The following is a 16686-nucleotide window of genomic DNA, read 5'->3' as shown; positions in this document are numbered from 1 at the left end:
CATGCTCCACTCCCCGTCCGCCCTGGGGGCCGGGCCGCCCGGGGGGGCGGGGGGGGGGGGGGCGGGGGGGCCCGCCCACGCCTCGGCGGTGGCGGACCGGCGGTGACCGAGGAGCCGTGACGATCATCCGATCCGCCGCCGGAAACACCGACGGCGCAGCCGGAACCACCGGCTGGCGACGCCTGCTCAGCGAGAGCAGGCGTCCCACCCGGTGGGACGTCGTCGTCACCGTCGTCGTGCTGGCCGCTATGACAGCCGTGGTCGTCGTCCGCTCCGGTACCGCGACGTTCCCCGGCACGGAGCTTCTGCTCCTCACCGTCGTGTCCTGGCTGCCGCTCCTGGTACGGACCTACTGGCCCGAGCCCGTTCTCGCCGCCGTCGTGGTCGTCGAGGCATGCCACCTCGCGGTCATGCCCAACCTCGACGCCGGCCTGCCCGGAAGCACCGTCGGCGCCTACCAGCCCGTCCCGATCGCCACGATGATCGCCGTGTACACCGTCGCGGCCCGCCGCCGGCAACGGGACGGATGGATCGCCGGCGGCGTCGCCGCATTCGTGCTCCTGGCCGCCGCGCTGCTCTTCCAGCCGCTCTCCCTGGCGGGCACCGACCTCGTCATGGTCCAACTAGTCGTCATCGCCACCGGCGCTGGTGTCGGGGTACGCGCCCGGCACGACGCGCGGACACGGCGAGCCCGCGAGGCCAGCGAACAGTCCCGGCGGGCCTTACTCGACGAGCGGCTGCGCATCGCCCGGGAGCTGCACGACACACTCGCCCACAACCTGGCCCTCGTCGACGCACAGGCCGGCATCGCCGACTACCTGCTCGACACCGACCCCCGAACCGCGCGCCAGGCCCTGCGCGGCATCACCCAGCACACCTCCGCGGCCATCGACGACCTGCGGGCCGCCCTCGTCCTGCTGCGCCGCGACCCCGACGACGCCGAGCCCACCGAGAACGAGCGGCCGGGCGGCCGCGACCTGTCGGCCACCGGCCACCGGCCCGTCGGCTCCCCCTCTCTTGCACCCGTCGCCGGTCTGGCGGAGCTCGACGGCCTGCTGGGCCGGTTCCGCGACGCGGGCGCTCACCTCGCGCTCGACATCCACGGCCAGGCGGCCGCGCTGAGCCACCAGAGCGACCTGGCCGCCTACCGGATCATCCAGGAGGCACTCACCAACGCCACCAAACACGCCCCCGGCGCGCCCGTCACCGTCACCCTGAACTGGACGCCCGGCCACCTGACAATCGAGATCCGCAACGCCCGCTCGCTCCAGCCCGGTCACACCCGCCACGTCGGAACCGGGCACGGACTGATCGGCCTACGCGAACGCGCCCGCGCCGCGGGCGGGACGCTGGAGGCCGGCCCGACCGACGACGGCGGCTACCTTGTCACCGCCAAGCTGCGTACCAGGCCGGATCACCCTACCGAGGACCTGGCGGCCCCCGCCGGGAACGCCGCCACGCCCGAGACCGAGGAGCCCATGCCGTGACAGCCCCGATCAGGATCGTGCTCGCCGACGTCCAGGAGCCGCTGCGCGCCACCTTCAAGCTCCTGCTCGACGCCGCGCTCCCGGCCATGAACGAGCTCACCGCCCGCGAACGCGAGATCACCATCCTGGTCGCCCATCCCGTGCGTGCTGTCCTCTCCCCTGAACCCAGGGCACGGCCGGGCCGGCGACGCACGCTGGCGCTTCCGCGTCAGCGTGCGTCGGTCGGTCTTTGGCCAGTGCTCGGCATGTGCTGCGATCTTTGTCCGGACGGCAGCGTCATGAGGTGCTGCCGTCGGCACAAACACGCTCTCGAGCCGTCGCGAACGCGGTACCGGTGGGGTTCACCTGCACGAAGGCGTAGCAGGACAATGGCTTGCCCGAATAGTCGCGCAGGTCGACGGGCGCGATGAGGCCATCCGCATCGTAGTTGGGCACGCCGCGCAGGGCCTTGATGAAGTCGTCACGGGTGGGGCAGGGTCCCGCCAGGTCGAGGCCACGCAGGAACAGGTCGGTGTTGATGTAGGTGAACATCGCGAACTGCTGGTCGGTGTTCGTGGACTCCGGGGCGTAGCGGCTCATCGCGTCCTTGTAGCGTTGAATCGCCAAGCCGCCGGCTTCGAACGGGCGGAAGAACACCGGCATCGACACGCCGGCGAGCGCCGGACCGATGGATGACAGCAGCCCGCGGTCGTAGCCGGTGAGCACCACGCTGACTGCGAGGTGGGCCCCCGCTATGCGAGTCGCCTGCACGATCTTGGCGAAGTCGTCCGGGGCGGTGATTCCCAGCAGGGCGTCGGCACCGAAATCCGCGATCTTGCCGGCCACCTGGTCAGGGTCGCCGATGCCGGCCACGTAGGGGAACGCCTGGACCGTGCTGATCCCGGCGGCTTTCAGGCCCTGGGCGTACTCCCCTGTGAGGCCGGAGCTCACCTCCGACTGGTCCCCGGTGATGATGGCGACCCGGGTGCCGCGAGCGGCTCGGATGTAGCGGCCGACGACGACGGGTGAGGCCGAGTACACGAAGGAGAACATGTTCTCCCGCCCGGCCCAGGACGGTTCGACGGCGACCCCGGTGACCGGCACCCCCTGCTGGGTCAGGCGGTCCATCGAATCGCCGAGGGCGGCGCTGGCCGTCACGAGGCCGAAGACCTTCTCATGGTCGATGAGTTCTTCGGTCGCGGTCGCGGCAACCGATCCGGAGCCCGCGTCGTCTCGCCATTCGTAGGCGATCCGGCGGCCATGGACACCGCCTTCCTCGTTCGCGAGGCCGATCCTGGCGGCAAGGCCGGCTCGCGCCGAGGACAGCGCCGAACTGGACGCCCCCGTGTCGGGATAGACGAACCCGAGCGTCACTTGGCCTTGGGTGACCCCGGGCGAGTCGCAGGCCCCGGCCGCTCCGCTCCCCGTGCTCGCCGAGGAGCAGCCGGTCACGGCGACGACAACGAGGACCGCGCTCGCCACCCCCAGAGGCGCCCGAGGCTTAGGTAAGCGCATGCGAATCCCTCATGTATTCCGGTAGGGGACGAATATGGTGCGTACGCCAGTCCCGGAAGATGCCACAGGGCTCAACGGCTGCTTCCGCCCGCGGGGGCAGCTCCAAAGCTCAGTAACGGAAGAACATCCGCCAGCGGCCGACGGACCGCCAAACGGGGATGCCGCGGCCGATCGCGCTCTGTGGGCCCCTCAACCAGAGGCACTGTGCTCTCCCCCGCCTTCATTGGCGACGCCCTCCCGGCCGGAAGTAGCCGCCCGGTTTGGAGGCGGTCACCGGGTGCTGACCATGACATGGCAACGCCTGCGTGAACCCGCACGATCACAGATTGCTAGTACGCGCTAGCGTTGGTCAGGATGCTATCCACACGAAACTAGGGCGCGCAAGTCAGGCCTCCACGACAGTGCCACGCCCACGCGATCACGCTCGTGCGCGGCTACCCGATCGCTTCGGACGCCTCGACGCGTGGCGGCGCCCTGAACGACCTGACGCCCTCAGAGCGGCAGGTCGCGGCGGCGAACCGACCGCGGACCGTGTTCCAGTTGGGCCGCCGCGCCCGGCGTGGCCGGGGCCTATTCCGCCACGCCGGGCGCGGACGGCGGCTGCCACGACGGGAAGCCCGACCACTTCCGCAGTCGTGCACTACGCGGCCAGGCACGGTCTGGCGAGCTTCGGCCTTCGCGATGCAACTGGCTGTGACGAGCGGGTCGACAGAATAACCAAGCGCTTCTGATCGACCACAGAATCGACAGTCTCGCCAGGAAAGTGGGTTCAACCCGATTGCCGGACCAGGAAGTCCGCGAGCAGGCACATAACCGTCGCGAGAGGGGTGTCCTAAAAATTATCCGCGCTTGCCTCCACGGCGGAGGTTATCGCCCAAAGCTAGCGCGCGCAAGCATACTGCGTAGCGTTTTGTGTGCGGTGACCAGGTCGGTTTCTCGCCTTCGATCAGGGAAGGCGGTTCGCGCGGGCGACCTCGCCGAGCCAGCGGGCGGAAGGCTTGACGGTGCGGGCGAAGGTGGTTCGGTCGACGGCGATCAGCCCGAACGTCATCGCGAAACCGGACGTCCACTCGAAGTTGTCGAGTAGCGACCAGTGGAGGTAGCCGCGGACGTCGACGCCGTCGGCGACGCAGCCGGCCAGTCCCTCGAGGGCGGCGGCGGTGTAGGCGGTGCGGGCGTCGTCGTCGGCGGTGGCCATGCCGTTCTCGGTGACCAGAATCGGCACCCGGGCGTGCTCGGCCGCGAGCCGGACCGTGTGCCCGAGGGCCTGGGGGTAGATCTCCCAGCCGGTCTGCGTGGTCGCGGTTCCGTCCGGCACCGGCAGGAGGCCGTCCGGTCCGATGCGTTCCCGGGTGTAGGTCTGGACGCCGACGAAGTCGTCGTCGCGGGAGACGTCGAGCCAGTCGAGCTCGGCCGCCTGGCGGGTGGCGGCCCAGCGCTGCTCGCCGCCGTCGGCGGGCTGCAGGTCGATGAGGGCCAGGGTCCAGCCGACCGCGGGGTCGCCGGGCCCGGACTTGATCGCCTCGACGGCCTTGCGGTGGGCCGCCGCCATCACCTCGACGGAGGGGACCGGCCAGCTCCCGCCCGATCCCGACTGGCCACCCGACTGACCCGGCTGGGCTGGCTGGTCGTCGGCGGCATCCAGGAGACCGAGGCCGTCCTCGCGGGCGGCGGCGGGGGCCAGGCCGAGGTGGACCATCAACGAGATCACGTTCGGCTCGTTGAAGGTGCACACCCAGGGCGTCAGGTCGCCGATGTGCTCGGTGACCCGGGCCGCGTAGCGGGCGAATCGGTCGATGGCGGCGGTGCCGTTCCACCCACCGGCAGCGGCGAACCAGCGGGGAGTCGTGAAGTGGTTGTAGGTGACGACGGGGGTGACGCCGTGTTCGAGGCAGGTGCCGACCATGCGCCGGTAGTGGTCGAGCGCGGCCCGGGAGAAGAATCCCTCCTCCGGTTCGATCCGCGCCCATTCGATCCCGAACCGGTAGGCGTTCAGCCCGAGTCCGGCGAGCAGGCCGATGTCCTCGGGGTAGCGGTGGTAGTGGTCGCACGCGTCGCCGGACGGTTCGGCGAACCGCGATCCGGGCGCCCATTCACTGGCCCACAGGTCGGCGTTGACGTTGCCGCCCTCGACCTGGTGGGCGGCGGTCGCGGCACCCCAGAGGAAGCCGTCGGGGAACTGGCTCATGATCGGTGGACCTCCTGATGTCGCGCGGAAGTTGGCATCGGACTGCGCATCAGGCCTGCGCGGCGGTGAGCCAGGCCGTCATCCGGTCCAGGCTGCGTTCGCCGGCCGCCGTGAACGGCTGGTTGAGATGTCCGTGGCGGGAGCCCGGTTCGAACTCGACGCGGACCGGGACGCTTGCCGTCGCGAGCTGCGCGGCGTACGCCTCGCCCGAGGCGCGCAGGGCGTCCGCATCGGAGTTGAGCACGTACACCGGCGGTTGTCCGGCGCCGTCGCCGTTGGCGGGGAACGCGTAGGGGTCCGCCAGGGCCGCCTCGGTGCCGGTGAAGTTCAGGCTGATCTCAGGGGCCATGTCGGCGGTGAGGAATTCGCCGGTCAGTGCTTCGGTCTTGGCACGCAGGTCCGCGCTCGGCTCCGGCAGCCGCGGGTGCAGAACGCTGTAGAGAAGCAGGAGGGAGGCCGGCAACGGTCCGCCGCCGTCGCGGAGGCGCTTGGTCACCCCCGCGGCCAGGTTTCCGCCCGCGCTGGCCCCGCCCAGGTGTATCCCCGCAGGTTCCGCCTGGAGTTCGCCGGCGTTCTTGACCGCCCACAGCCAGGCGTCGAGGAGGTCATCGGACGGCGCCGGGAAGTGAACGCCGCGAAGGCACTTGCGATACTCGACCGACAGCACCGGGATGCCCCGCGACGCGAGGGTCAGGCCGACCCAGTTCGCCTCCGGCATGTCCAGGTCCCCGGTGACGAAGCCGCCGCCATGCGCCCAGACCAGCGCGGAGCCCGTCGCCCGGCCCGGCTCGCGGTAGAGCCGGGCCGGCATCCCTCCGGCACCGTCGACGTTCACGTCCCGTACTTCGACCCGGGCCAGTTCGGGATAGTGGGCCGTGAGGGCGGCGGTGTCCGGGCCCTGGGGCATCCGCGTGGCGATCAGCTCGGGGTCGGCCGTCTCCAGAAATCGGACGAAGTCGGCGAAGGACGCTCGGCGTCGCTCGCCGCCGGTCTCAGTGGTCACGGGGCCTCCAGCGATGTGTCACGAGCCGACGGGTGTGGATGTGAGGGTCGCGAGGACGGCGGACAGGTCGCGTTCCATGGCCGGCGCCTGTTCGGGGAAGTAGCCGAGGAGGGTGCGCAGGTCCGGCAGTGATGGTTCCGTGCCGGTGTCGGCGTCGCCGAACTGCGGCAGGTGCTGGCGGAGCACGGAGTGCAGCGCGGTCCAGGTCTCCGAGTCGTGGAAGAGGACCTTCATCGGGGTGTCGAGGGTGTAGGCAGGCCGGACAGGCGTCGGGAGGTCGTACTCCCAGTGGTGCGCGCCCGCGTCGACGTGGACGGTCAGCTCGTCCGGATGGCGCGGGAGGACCACGTCGGCGGTGGTGCCGGTGGGGACGGTGACGTCCACGGTCATGCGGCCGGCGGGATCGTGCCGCCAGGCGACGCGCACCCGTCCGTGGGGGGTCTCGTGGGTGACGGTCGCGTGCGTGAGCCCGCCGCCTGGTTGTGGCGCGATCCGGATCCGGCGGTAGCCGGGCTCGGCGGGTTGCAGGCCGCCGACGACGCGGTGCAGCCAGTCCGCGATGGCGCCGAGGGCGTAGTGGTTCAGCGAGGTCATGCCGGTGTCGTGCAGCGTGCCGTCCGGCGTGATCGCGTCCCACCGTTCCCAGATCGTCGTCGCGCCCTGGGTGACCGGGTAGAGGAATGAGGGGCACTCGGTCTGGAGTAGCAGCTTGTAAGCGGTGTCGAGGTGGCCGGTGCGGCTCAGGGCGTGGGCGATCAGCGGCGTGCCGGCGAATCCGGTGCTGATCCGGTGCTCGGCCTTGGCGACGAGCTCGGCGAGGCGGCGTCCGGCCCGCTCGAGCTGGGCGGGTCGCAGGATGTCGAAGCAGATGGCCAGGGTGTAGGCGGTGACGGTGTCGTTCGCGACCAGGCCGGCGGGGGTGACCCATTCGTCGCGGAACGCCACGCGGACACGCTGGTGCAGCGTCGAGTACCGGGCGGCGTCCTCCGTGCGGCCCAGGACGTCGGCAGTCTGAGCGAGCTCACTGGTGGTCTTGCACAGGTAGGCGCAGGCAACGAGGTAGGCGTCGGTTTTGCCGCCGGCCGGGTTGGTGGGCGGTGCGTCCGGGTCGAGCCAGTCGCCGAGCTGGATGCCGGAGTTCCACAGGCCGCGCTCGTCGAGCATGCTCTCGACGCTGTCGATGAACGCGGTCATGGATGCGTACTGGCGGGCGAGGATCTCCGGGTCGCCGTACTCCTGGTAGAGCGCCCAGGGCAGGCTGACCGCGGCGTCGCCCCACAGCGCGGTGGGCGTCCTTATCGGCATGGACAGCGCGTCCGGGACGACGATCGGGACGAAGCCCTTCTCCCGCTGCTCGGCCGCGAGATCGGCAAGCCACGAGCCCAGCAGGCCACTGACGTCGTAGAGGAAGACGGCGGTGGAGCCGAAGGCGTTGAGGTCGCCGGTCCAGCCGAGGCGCTCGTCGCGCTGCGGGCAGTCCGTCGGCACTCCGACGAAGTTGCCCCGCATGGACCAGACGACGTTCCGGTGCAGCTGGTTCACCAGCTCGTTCGAGGTCTCGAACCAGCCGGTCCTGGCCAGGTCGCTGTGCACGACCACCGCCCGCAGTGCGTCGGCGTCGAGCGCGCCGAGCCAGCCGTCGACCTCGACGTAGCGGAAACCGTGGAAGGTGAACCGCGGCTCCCACGTCTCCCCGCCGGCGTCGCCGCGCAACGTGTACCGGTCGGTCGCCAGCGCGGTGCGGTTGGTGCGGAAGTCGATCTCGCCGTCGATCAACGTCTCCGCGTGCCGCAGGGTGATCGTGGTACCGGCGTCGCCGCGGACGGTGAGCCGGACCCAGCCAGCGAGGTTCTGGCCGAAGTCGACGACGGTCCGCCCCGCCGGGGTCATGAGGATCTCGACCGGCGCCAGCTCCTCGATCCGACGGATCGGCGGGGCCTCCGGGGCGATCAGGGTGTCGAGGTCGTGCTGAACGAGGTCGACCGGCGACCACGCGGAGTCGTCGAAGCCTGATTCACTCCAGCCGTCCGGGTGGCGCCGGGCGTCGTAGGTCTCGCCGTCGTAGATGCCGTCGGCCAGGATCGCGCCGGTACCGGCCCGCCAGTCGGCACCGCTGCCGACTGCCTCGACATGGTCGCCGTAGTCGAGGTCGAGCTGCAGGAACCCGGCCGGGCGATCGGCCCACAAACCCCGTCGGCCTTCCTCCCAGGTCAGCCGGCCCACCGCCCAGCCCTCACCCAGGATCGCGCCGAGCACGTTCGCGCCCTCGGCCAGCAGGCTGGTGACGTCATGGCTGCTCACGACCAGCCGGTGCTGGTAGGACGTCCAACCCGGCGCGAGCACCTCGTCGCCTACCCGGACTCCGTTCAGATGAGCCTCGATCAGCCCCAACGCCGTGACGTGCAGCGTGGCCGACCGCAGTCCCGCGCCGACCGTGAACTCCCGCCGCAGGTATGGCGCCGGCGCCTGCCCGGCGGGACGAGCCGGCGCGGCAATGAAGCTGCCATTTCCTGAACGGGACACGGGACCTCGATCCTTGGGCAGGGCGGCGAACAAGGTGATCGGTCCGCTTCCGCGGCCTTGTTGGATGTGCGGCGAACGGCCGGCGACGGTCAGGCGACGGACGCGGGGAGGGTGATCGTGCTGGCGCAGCGGATGTCGTCGCTGCTGAACCCGGCCAGCACGGTGACCTCGCCGGCCTCGATGCCCCGGGTGCCGTCGGCCTGGGTGTAGAAGAGCCGTTCGACCGGGGTTTCGAGGGTGACCGTCGTGGCTTCGCCCGCGGGCAGCGCCAGGCGGGCGAAACCGATCAGCTGGCGGACCGGGCGGACGACGGTGGCCGCCTCGTCGCGGGCGTAGAGCTGCACGACCGTCTCACCGTCGACAGTGCTGGTGTTCGTCACGACGAGCCGCGCGCGGATGATCCCGTTGGCCTCCTCGATGGCCGGCCCGGTGGAGTCGTCGAGCGTGACGTCGAAGGTGCTGTAGGACAGGCCGTGGCCGAAGGCGTAGAGCGGGCTGGGATCGGCCAGGTCGTTGTAGCCGTGCCGGGTCCCGGTGGGGTGGTCGTAGCCGCTGCCGTAGTGGTGGCCGTGGTAGATCGGCAGCTGACCCAGGTGGCGCGGGAGCGTGCTCGGCAGCTTGCCGCTCGGGTTGACCACGCCGAAGACCGCGTCCGCGATCGCGTGGCCGGCCTCCTCGCCGAGCAACGGTGCGAGCAGCACCGCGTTCGACGCCCGCGCGACGGCGTCGAGCAGCAGCGGCCGCCCGGAGACGACGACGGTCACCAGCGGCTTCCCGGTGGCGGCCAGCAGGGCGACGAGGGCCTCCTGGTCGCCCGGCAGGGCGGGCTCGGCGGTCGACTGGCCCTCGCCGGCGGTGTTGTTGCCGACCCAGCCGGTCCGCTCGCCGACCACGGCGACGACGACGTCGGCGGCACTCACCGCCTCCTCGACGATGGATCCGTCCAGCGGGTGCTCGGGGTCCGCCTCGAAACCGCCAAGCGGGACGTGTTCGATGGAAGGGTCGATCCGCCTGAGCGCGTCGAGCACCGTGGGCGCGTCCGGATGAGTCCGCCGCGCCTCAGCCTCGAAGGTCTCCTCCATGCCCGGCATCCGGGTCTGGAAGATGTCCGTGAACACGAACGTCGCCGGATCGACACCGGGGATCTGACCGGTCATCACCGCACGCATTCCCAGCGGCATCTCGGCCTGGGAAACCGACGTATAGGCGCCGAAGTGGACGCGCAGCTCGTCGGCCGCGGGACCGACCACGACGACCCGGCCGCCCCGGAACGGGAGCGGTAGCGTCCCGTCGTTGTCGAGCAGGACCATCCCGCGCTCAGCGACGGCACGGCGTACCGTCGCCGCCTCGCCGCGATCCGGCGCCACGGGCGCGGCGGCGGCGGCGAAACCTGGGGTCGTCATCCCGGGAATGAGTCCGGCGCGGGCCTTGGCGGCCAGGACGCGGGTGACGGCGGTGTCGATGACCTGTTCGTCGAGGCGGCCGCTCCTGACCTCCTCCACCAGGTGGGAGTAGTTCGTGTCGCCGGGAAGCTCGACGTCGAGGCCGGCACTGACCGCCTGGACGGCTGCCTGGGCCGGCGAGTCCGCGGTGTGGAAGAACCGGGTCTGCAGGGTCACGGAGTCGTAGTCGCTGACGACGAGGCCGATGAAGCCGAGCTGGTCGCGCAGCAGCTCGGTGAGCAGCCACCGGTCCGCGACGCACGGGACGCCGTCGATCTCGTTGTAGGAGTTCATGATGATCGCGAGGTCGGCTTCGGCGATCGCGCGGCGGAACGGTTCGGCGTACTCGTCCACGAGCGCGCGGCGCCCCAGCTGGGTGACGGCCTGGTTGAGCCCTCCTTCGGAGGCGCCATAGCCCACGAAGTGCTTTCCTGTGGCAAGCACGCCCGACTCGCCGTCTGCGCCCTGGATACCGCGGACAAACGCGATCGAGAACCGCGCGACGAGTTCCGGGTCCTCTCCGTAGGTCTCGTGGACCCGGCCCCACCGAGGGTCGCGGGCGAGGTCCATGACCGGAGAGAACAGCAGGTGGCCCCCGGTCGCGCGCATGTGAGCGGCGGTCACGGCGGCCGCTCGAGTGACGAGCGACGGCTCCCAGGTGGCCGCCTGCGCCCACGAGGTCGGAAACTGCGAGCCGGACGCGTGCAGGAAGCCGTTGATGCCCTCGAAGTGCACGAGCGCGCCGATGCCGAACGGCGCGATCTCCCGGATGGCGGTCTGAACGCGTTCGAGGTCGGACCGCAGGCTTTCCAGGTCGTGGCCGAGGAACCAGGCCAGGGAGATCTGCCCGACGCCGTGTGGCCGCAGCGCCGGCAGCCGGCTGACGTCGAGCTCGGGGCTCGCCGCGCCCGGCTCAGGCCGTCGCGCGATGAGGTCGGTGACGGCGAACCCGGTGAGCTGGGCGACCTTCTGCTCCACCGTGAGTTGGGAAACGAGGTCCGGAATCTTGTCTGGCGTCAACGTGGTGGTGGTCATCGCCGCGTTCCCTGTTCCTCTTGAAGGTCGCCCGCCGCGGCCGGGGCCTCGCCGGCCGGTCGCGCGGGTGCGAGGTCGACGCCCGGGTAGCGCAGGCCGATCTGGTGGCGCACCGCGTCGAGCGTCCGCATCACCGACACGGACTCGGCCAGCGGCATGACGTCGCTGTCCAGGTGCCCCGCCCGAAGCCGCTCGTGGACGTGCCGGGCCTGGTGGTGCAGTCCGCCGCCGGCCCGGTTCGGCGGATCGCCCGCGCCCCCGTCCGCCGTGCCCGTGTCGGTGGTGTCGAGGGCGGCCGGCAGCTGCAGGCGTTCGGTACCGGCCGGGCCGCGGACGAGGATCTCGTCTGGGCAGTGCATGAAGGCGGGCAGCTCGATGCTGCCGGTGGTGCCGGAAATCCGGCCGGTACAGCTCAGACCAGCGCGCAGGGACGCCTTAGCGAGGGCTACGGCGCCGGTCCGGTAGCCCATCAGGATGGCGACGTGCTCGTCGACGCCGGTCTCGCCGAGCTGGCCGAACGCCCTCACCTGGTCCGGCTCGCCCAGCAGCATGCTGGCCAGCGAGACCGGGTAGACGCCGAGGTCGAGCAGCGCGCCGCCGCCCTGCGCGGGGTCGAACATCCGATCACCCGGCGCCGCCGGCAGCCGGTAGCCGAAGTCGCCGTCGACCGCCAGCACGGTGCCGATTGCGCCCGCCGCGACCAGCTCCCGGATTCTGACGTAGGCGGGCAGGAAACGGCTCCACATCGCCTCCATCAGGAACCGGCCCTCCGCACGGGCCGTCGCCACCATCTCGGCCGCCTGCGCGGCGTCGAGGGCGAACGGCTTCTCGCACAGCACCGCCCGCCCGGCACGCAGGAAAAGGAGCGTGTGGTGATGGTGGTGCGAGGCCGGGGTCGCCACGTAGACGATGTCGACACCGTCATCGGCGGCCAGCTGCTCATAGGAGCCGTAGCGGCGAGCGCGGGGCACGTCGAACCGCTCGCCGAAGTCGTCGGCCGTCTGCTGGCGGCGGGAGCCGACGGCGACGAGCTCGGCGTCGGGCAGCCGGCCGAGCGCGTCGGCGAACCCGCGCGCGATGGCACCGGTACCCGCGATTCCCCACCGGAACGACATGAGACATCCCTTGGTGCTGAGCCGACGGCGCGGCGTTGGCTGAGGGTCCGAGGCGGCCCGGCCCGTCGGAATGGCCGGGCCGCCTCGGTGTGAGCGGCTAGGTCAGCCGGTCGTGACGAAGAAGCCCTTCTTCGCCGGGTCCCACGCGAAGATGCGGGGTGGGATGTCGCCGTTCGGTGTCTGGCGGCTGTAGGTCGCGGTGTCGACGGCCACCGGGATGTGGAACGTGCCCAGGGAGAAGCCGGCGTCCTGGAAGGACTTGTAGGTCAGGTCCTTGCCCGCCTTCTGGGCGATGGCCTGGAACAGGGTCAGATAGCGGCAGGCGGCCGCCTCGGACGTGCCCCATGAGGGCTGCTTGGGGGGTGCGAGCGCCGGGTCGATGATCTTACCCTTGAGCTCGGGCATCGCGGCCTCGATCGTGGGCAGGCAGGTGTTGACCGCCGGGTCCGTGTAGTTGGTGGCCTGCCCGAGCGCGAGCGCCTTGTCGAGCACGCTGAGGTCGCCGCTCTTGGCGCCGAAGACATAGGCCGAGGCGGTGCTGTTGCTCGCGAACAGGAGGCGGGGGCGGTAGCTGGTCTTCTGGAGCTCGGCGGGGAAGTTGGTCTGGGAGCCGCCGACGAGCAGCACCGTGTCGACGCCCGCGGACTGGAACTTCTGGATGAAGACGTTGAACTGCGAGGACACCGCGGCCGCGTCGGTGATGTCGGCGTCGAGGACACCGGTCTCGGTGATCGGGATGTTCTTCGCCTTCAGCGCGGGCAGGACGACCTTGTCGAGGGTCGGCTGGTCGTCGCGGTAGGCGACCACGGCGAGCTTCTTGCCGGTCAGGTCGCCCTTGTCGATGTAGAGCTGCAGGCCCTGGCCCAGCTCATCGCCACCACGCAGGTCCGAGAACCACGGCGCCTGGGCCTTGGCATAACGCTCGGCGGTGAGGTCGCCACCGACGACCAGCGTCTTGTGCGTCTGCACATAGCACGTCACATCGTTGGCGTTGAGGCTGCCGATCACCGCGAAGACCTTCTCGTCCTCGGTCAGCTTCACGCAGGTCTCCTGCGCACCCGTGGGCGAGATGACATCGACCGCACCGAACACCGGAACAATCCTGCGGCCGTTGATGCCGCCATCCTTGTTGACCTTGTCGACCAGGGCGTTGAACACCGCCTGGTAGTCGCCGTGATCGACGTCGACGAACTGCTTGACCTTCTCCAGGTCCGGATAGACAAAACCAATCTTGATGCTGTCGGCCGTGACCCCCCGCGCCGTCGCCGGCGCCGGCGGAACCGGAAACGCCTCCGCGGTGGTCGCACCCGCCGACGGCGTTCCCTTGTCGTCATTCGACTTGACGCTGCACGCGGTCACGGCGAGCGCGACAGCCCCCGCGAGCAGTAACGCGCTGTATCTATGAGCGCGGCGATGTGAGGTCATCTGACAGATCTCCAGTACGTGACACGGTTGAATGGACAGCTGTTGGTACGTCGGCGCCTGGGCGGCGCACCGGGTTACGTGCGTCGCGTTATGCGGGTGCGGTGGTGCTGGTGGCGACGGGGGCGTCTTCCGCTGGGCTGGGGGCGCTGCCGCTGGGGGCGCTGCCGCTTCGGCTGATGGCGCGTTCGTCGGTGCCGAGGTAGCTGGCGATGACCTTCGGGTCGTCGCGGACGGTGCCGGGGGTGCCCTCGGCGATGACGCGACCGGTTTCGAGGCAGTAGACGCGGTCAGAAATACTCATGATCAGCGGCATGTCATGCTCAATGACGAGCATGGCCGCGTCGAGCTCACGGCGGATCTCCTGGATGAGGGGGCCGAATGCCTCCGTTTCTCGTTGGGCGACGCCCGCGGTCGGCTCATCGAGGCAGAGCAGGCGGGCGTCGAGCGCGAGCAGCCCGGCGAGCTCGACGATGCGGCGGGTGCCAGTGGACAGGTCCGCGATGAACGCGTCGGCATACCGACCAAGACCGAGGAAACCGATGAGATCATCGGCGGCGGATCGCTGGGCGCGTTCCCGGGTGAAGGTGTGCGGCAGGTGCAGGGCGGTGGACAGCAGCCCGGTGCGGCCGCGTGCCTCCAGGGCGATCTGCACGGTCTGGCGGACGGTGAGCTCGGGGAACAGCGTCGCGGCCTGGAAGGTGCGCCCGAGCCCGGCCCGGGCCCGGGCGGTCGGACCGGTGGCGGTGACGTCACGACCCAGGAGCTCGACGGTGCCGGTGGCGGGGGCGAAGCCGCCGATGGCGTTCATCAGGGTGGACTTCCCGGCGCCGTTGGTGCCGATCAGACCCACGATCTCACCGGGCGCGACCTGGATCGATACACCGTCGACCGCGGTCAGGCCGCCGAAACGGACCCGCACGTCGTTCGTCCGCAGCATCGGCCGATCCGCGGGGAGTGGCTCGCGGGGGACGGTCCGGGTAAGTGCCTTGGCCGGGGCGATCTCCGGTTTGCCGGCAGGCTGGGGGCCGAGCCGTTTGTCGGCGAGGCGCAGGAGGGCGTCACGGGCGGCGTAGCCGATCTGGACGAGGCCGCCGGGGAAGTAGAGCAGCAGGATCAGCAGGCCGAGACTGGAGGTGAGCAGCGGGACGATGTCGTTGCCGGGGAAGATCGCCGGCAGGCCGATGACCCAGAGCGCACCGAGCACCGGACCGTAGATCGAACCAAGACCACCGATGACGACGATCGACACGAGGCTCAGCGAGTCAGCCGACAGGAAGTACCTGTCGGAGTACGGCACGTTCTGGACCGCACCGGCAAGCAGGCTGCCCCCGAGACCGGCGATCCCACCAGCCAGCGCGAACGCGCGCAGCTTCACCCGGGTCGCCCCCACGGTGTAGGCCGCGGCGGTCGCCGCGTTGTCCCGCACCCCGATGGTGGTGCGGCCGATCCCGGAACGGCGTAACCGGGCGACGACGGCCAGCACGATGGCCAGCACGGCAAGGACCAGGTAGTAGTAGGCGCGCTGGCTGGTGATGTCGATACCGAACGCGGTGTCACGGGTGAACGACGCCGTGTGGGCGCCCTCGTCCTGGAACACCTCCCGGCGGTAGAGGTACTGCTCGGCGGCGATCCCGAACGCGAACGTACTGACCGCGAGCAGCAACCCGCGTACCCGTAGCGCGCCCGCCCCCACGATGGCGGCGAGCGCGGCGGCGACGAGGCTCGCGAGCAGGACCGCCACCGGGAACGGCAGCGCGTTCAGGGCGAAGGTGCTGCCCCCGATCTGGATCTGCAGGCCGCGGTTCAGCGCCGCGGCGGTCAGCGCGCCGAGCCCGGCGAACGCCATCTGGCCCAGCGAGAGCTGCCCGGCCCAGCCGGTGAGGATGGTGACCGAGGCGGCACAGATCGCATAGCCGAGAATCACCGTGTAGAGCAGCTGCCGCGACGCCTGCGGCACCAGCAACGGCAGGACGATCGCCAGCACGCCCAGGAAGAGGAGCGGCGCGCGCTCCAGCTGGCGGACCCACCACAGATCACGCAGCCGTTCGGGAATCGGCGCGGCCTTCGGGGCGAACGAGAACGACGAGGTCTCGGTGTCGCGGCCGCGGCTGACGAGGAACACCGCCGCCAGGACCAGCAGGAAGATGACGAAGTCGGTCAGACCCGGCTGGGTAAGCCAGTTGAACTGGATGAGCGACTGCAGCAGCCCAAGCACGACGCCCGCGAGCAGCGCGATGCGCATGGACACCATCCGGGCGATCACCGCCGCGGCCAGCGCTCGCACCAGCGTGGTCGGGCCCAGGGTGGTGACCTGGGTGAGGGTCTTGGTCTGCGCGGAGATCAGGATCAGGCAGATCGTCCCGATCAGCCCGGCCAGCGCCCACATCGCCGTGGAGACGATCTTCGGGCTGATGCCCTGCAGCCTCGCCAGCTCTGGGTTGCTGGCCGACGCCCGCACGGTGCGGCCGAGCACGGTGCGGCTCAGGAACAGGCCGAGCAGGAGCGCGACGAGGGGAACCGTGACCAGGACGCTCAGCTGCGCTCCGGTGATCCGCAGGCCGTCGACCGGCGACCATGCCCCACCCCACGGCACCGGATACGACTCGCTCGCGTAGTCGTCGAGGTCGGGAAGGCCGGTGACGATGGTGAGCGCCAGCTGCGCGACGCCGATGGTGGCGACCAGCAGGATCACCCTCGGTGCCTGGAACAGCCGACGGACCACGGCGAGATCGACGAGCGCGCCGAACAGCGTGCCGACGACGAGCGCGATGACCAGGGCGATCCAGTACGGCACGTTCCACCGCACCACCAGCAGCGCGAACAGCACGGAGCCGACAAGACCCATGTTCGCGACGGCGAAGTTGATGACCCGCGTCGAGCGGTGGACCAGCACGATGCCGATCGCGAGCAGACCGATGACCAGGCCACTGACACCGCCATCGAACAGCAACTGGGTAGTAGGCATCTCCATGAC

At 70.6% G+C, this 16686-nt stretch carries 9 protein-coding genes; 1 reads left to right on the top strand and 8 read right to left on the bottom strand.

Features of this window, described 5'->3' with window-relative positions; translation table 11 throughout:
* Positions 1-116: 116 nt before the first annotated feature.
* On the top strand, positions 117-1487 hold the full coding sequence (locus tag QOZ89_RS06130; protein ID WP_312623230.1) for a sensor histidine kinase: 1371 nt from the start codon (positions 117-119) through the stop codon (positions 1485-1487).
* Between the two features lie 276 nt (positions 1488-1763).
* On the opposite strand, the gene QOZ89_RS06125 is transcribed toward QOZ89_RS06130, so the two are convergent.
* The 8 genes from QOZ89_RS06125 to QOZ89_RS06090 form a co-directional block, all read right to left on the bottom strand.
* Positions 1764-2981 carry an ABC transporter substrate-binding protein gene (locus tag QOZ89_RS06125; RefSeq protein ID WP_312623229.1) on the bottom strand — a complete coding sequence of 406 codons (1218 nt, stop codon included), beginning with the start codon at positions 2979-2981 and terminating at the stop codon, positions 1764-1766.
* A 946-nt stretch (positions 2982-3927) separates the two neighbouring features.
* A complete protein-coding gene (locus QOZ89_RS06120) occupies positions 3928-5169 on the bottom strand; it encodes a glycoside hydrolase family 1 protein (protein ID WP_071053704.1) in 1242 nt (413 codons plus the stop codon).
* 49 nt (positions 5170-5218) lie between these two features.
* The gene (locus QOZ89_RS06115; protein WP_071053705.1) at positions 5219-6172 is read right to left on the bottom strand and encodes an alpha/beta hydrolase; all 954 of its coding nucleotides are present in this window, start codon (positions 6170-6172) and stop codon (positions 5219-5221) included.
* An 18-nt stretch (positions 6173-6190) separates the two neighbouring features.
* Positions 6191-8695, bottom strand: coding sequence for a glycoside hydrolase family 78 protein (locus QOZ89_RS06110; RefSeq protein WP_312623227.1), 2505 nt, complete (start codon positions 8693-8695; stop codon positions 6191-6193).
* 89 nt (positions 8696-8784) lie between these two features.
* A complete protein-coding gene (locus QOZ89_RS06105; protein ID WP_312623225.1) occupies positions 8785-11172 on the bottom strand; it encodes a glycoside hydrolase family 3 N-terminal domain-containing protein in 2388 nt (795 codons plus the stop codon).
* Positions 11169-12287: a Gfo/Idh/MocA family protein gene (locus tag QOZ89_RS06100; protein ID WP_312623223.1), complete on the bottom strand. Its 1119-nt coding sequence runs from the start codon at positions 12285-12287 to the stop codon at positions 11169-11171. Before QOZ89_RS06100 ends, QOZ89_RS06105 begins: the two co-directional genes overlap by 4 nt.
* A gap of 102 nt (positions 12288-12389) precedes the next feature.
* The gene (locus QOZ89_RS06095; RefSeq protein ID WP_312623221.1) at positions 12390-13712 is read right to left on the bottom strand and encodes an ABC transporter substrate-binding protein; all 1323 of its coding nucleotides are present in this window, start codon (positions 13710-13712) and stop codon (positions 12390-12392) included.
* An 88-nt stretch (positions 13713-13800) separates the two neighbouring features.
* Positions 13801-16683, bottom strand: coding sequence for an ABC transporter permease subunit (locus QOZ89_RS06090; protein ID WP_312623220.1), 2883 nt, complete (start codon positions 16681-16683; stop codon positions 13801-13803).
* Positions 16684-16686: the final 3 nt, after the last annotated feature.

This window comes from Pseudofrankia coriaricola, from assembly GCF_032027725.1.
Taxonomy (GTDB): Bacteria; Actinomycetota; Actinomycetes; order Frankiales; family Frankiaceae; genus Pseudofrankia.
The sequence above is the reverse complement of the archived record's forward strand: the minus strand, read 5'-3'. Positions and strand labels throughout refer to the sequence as shown.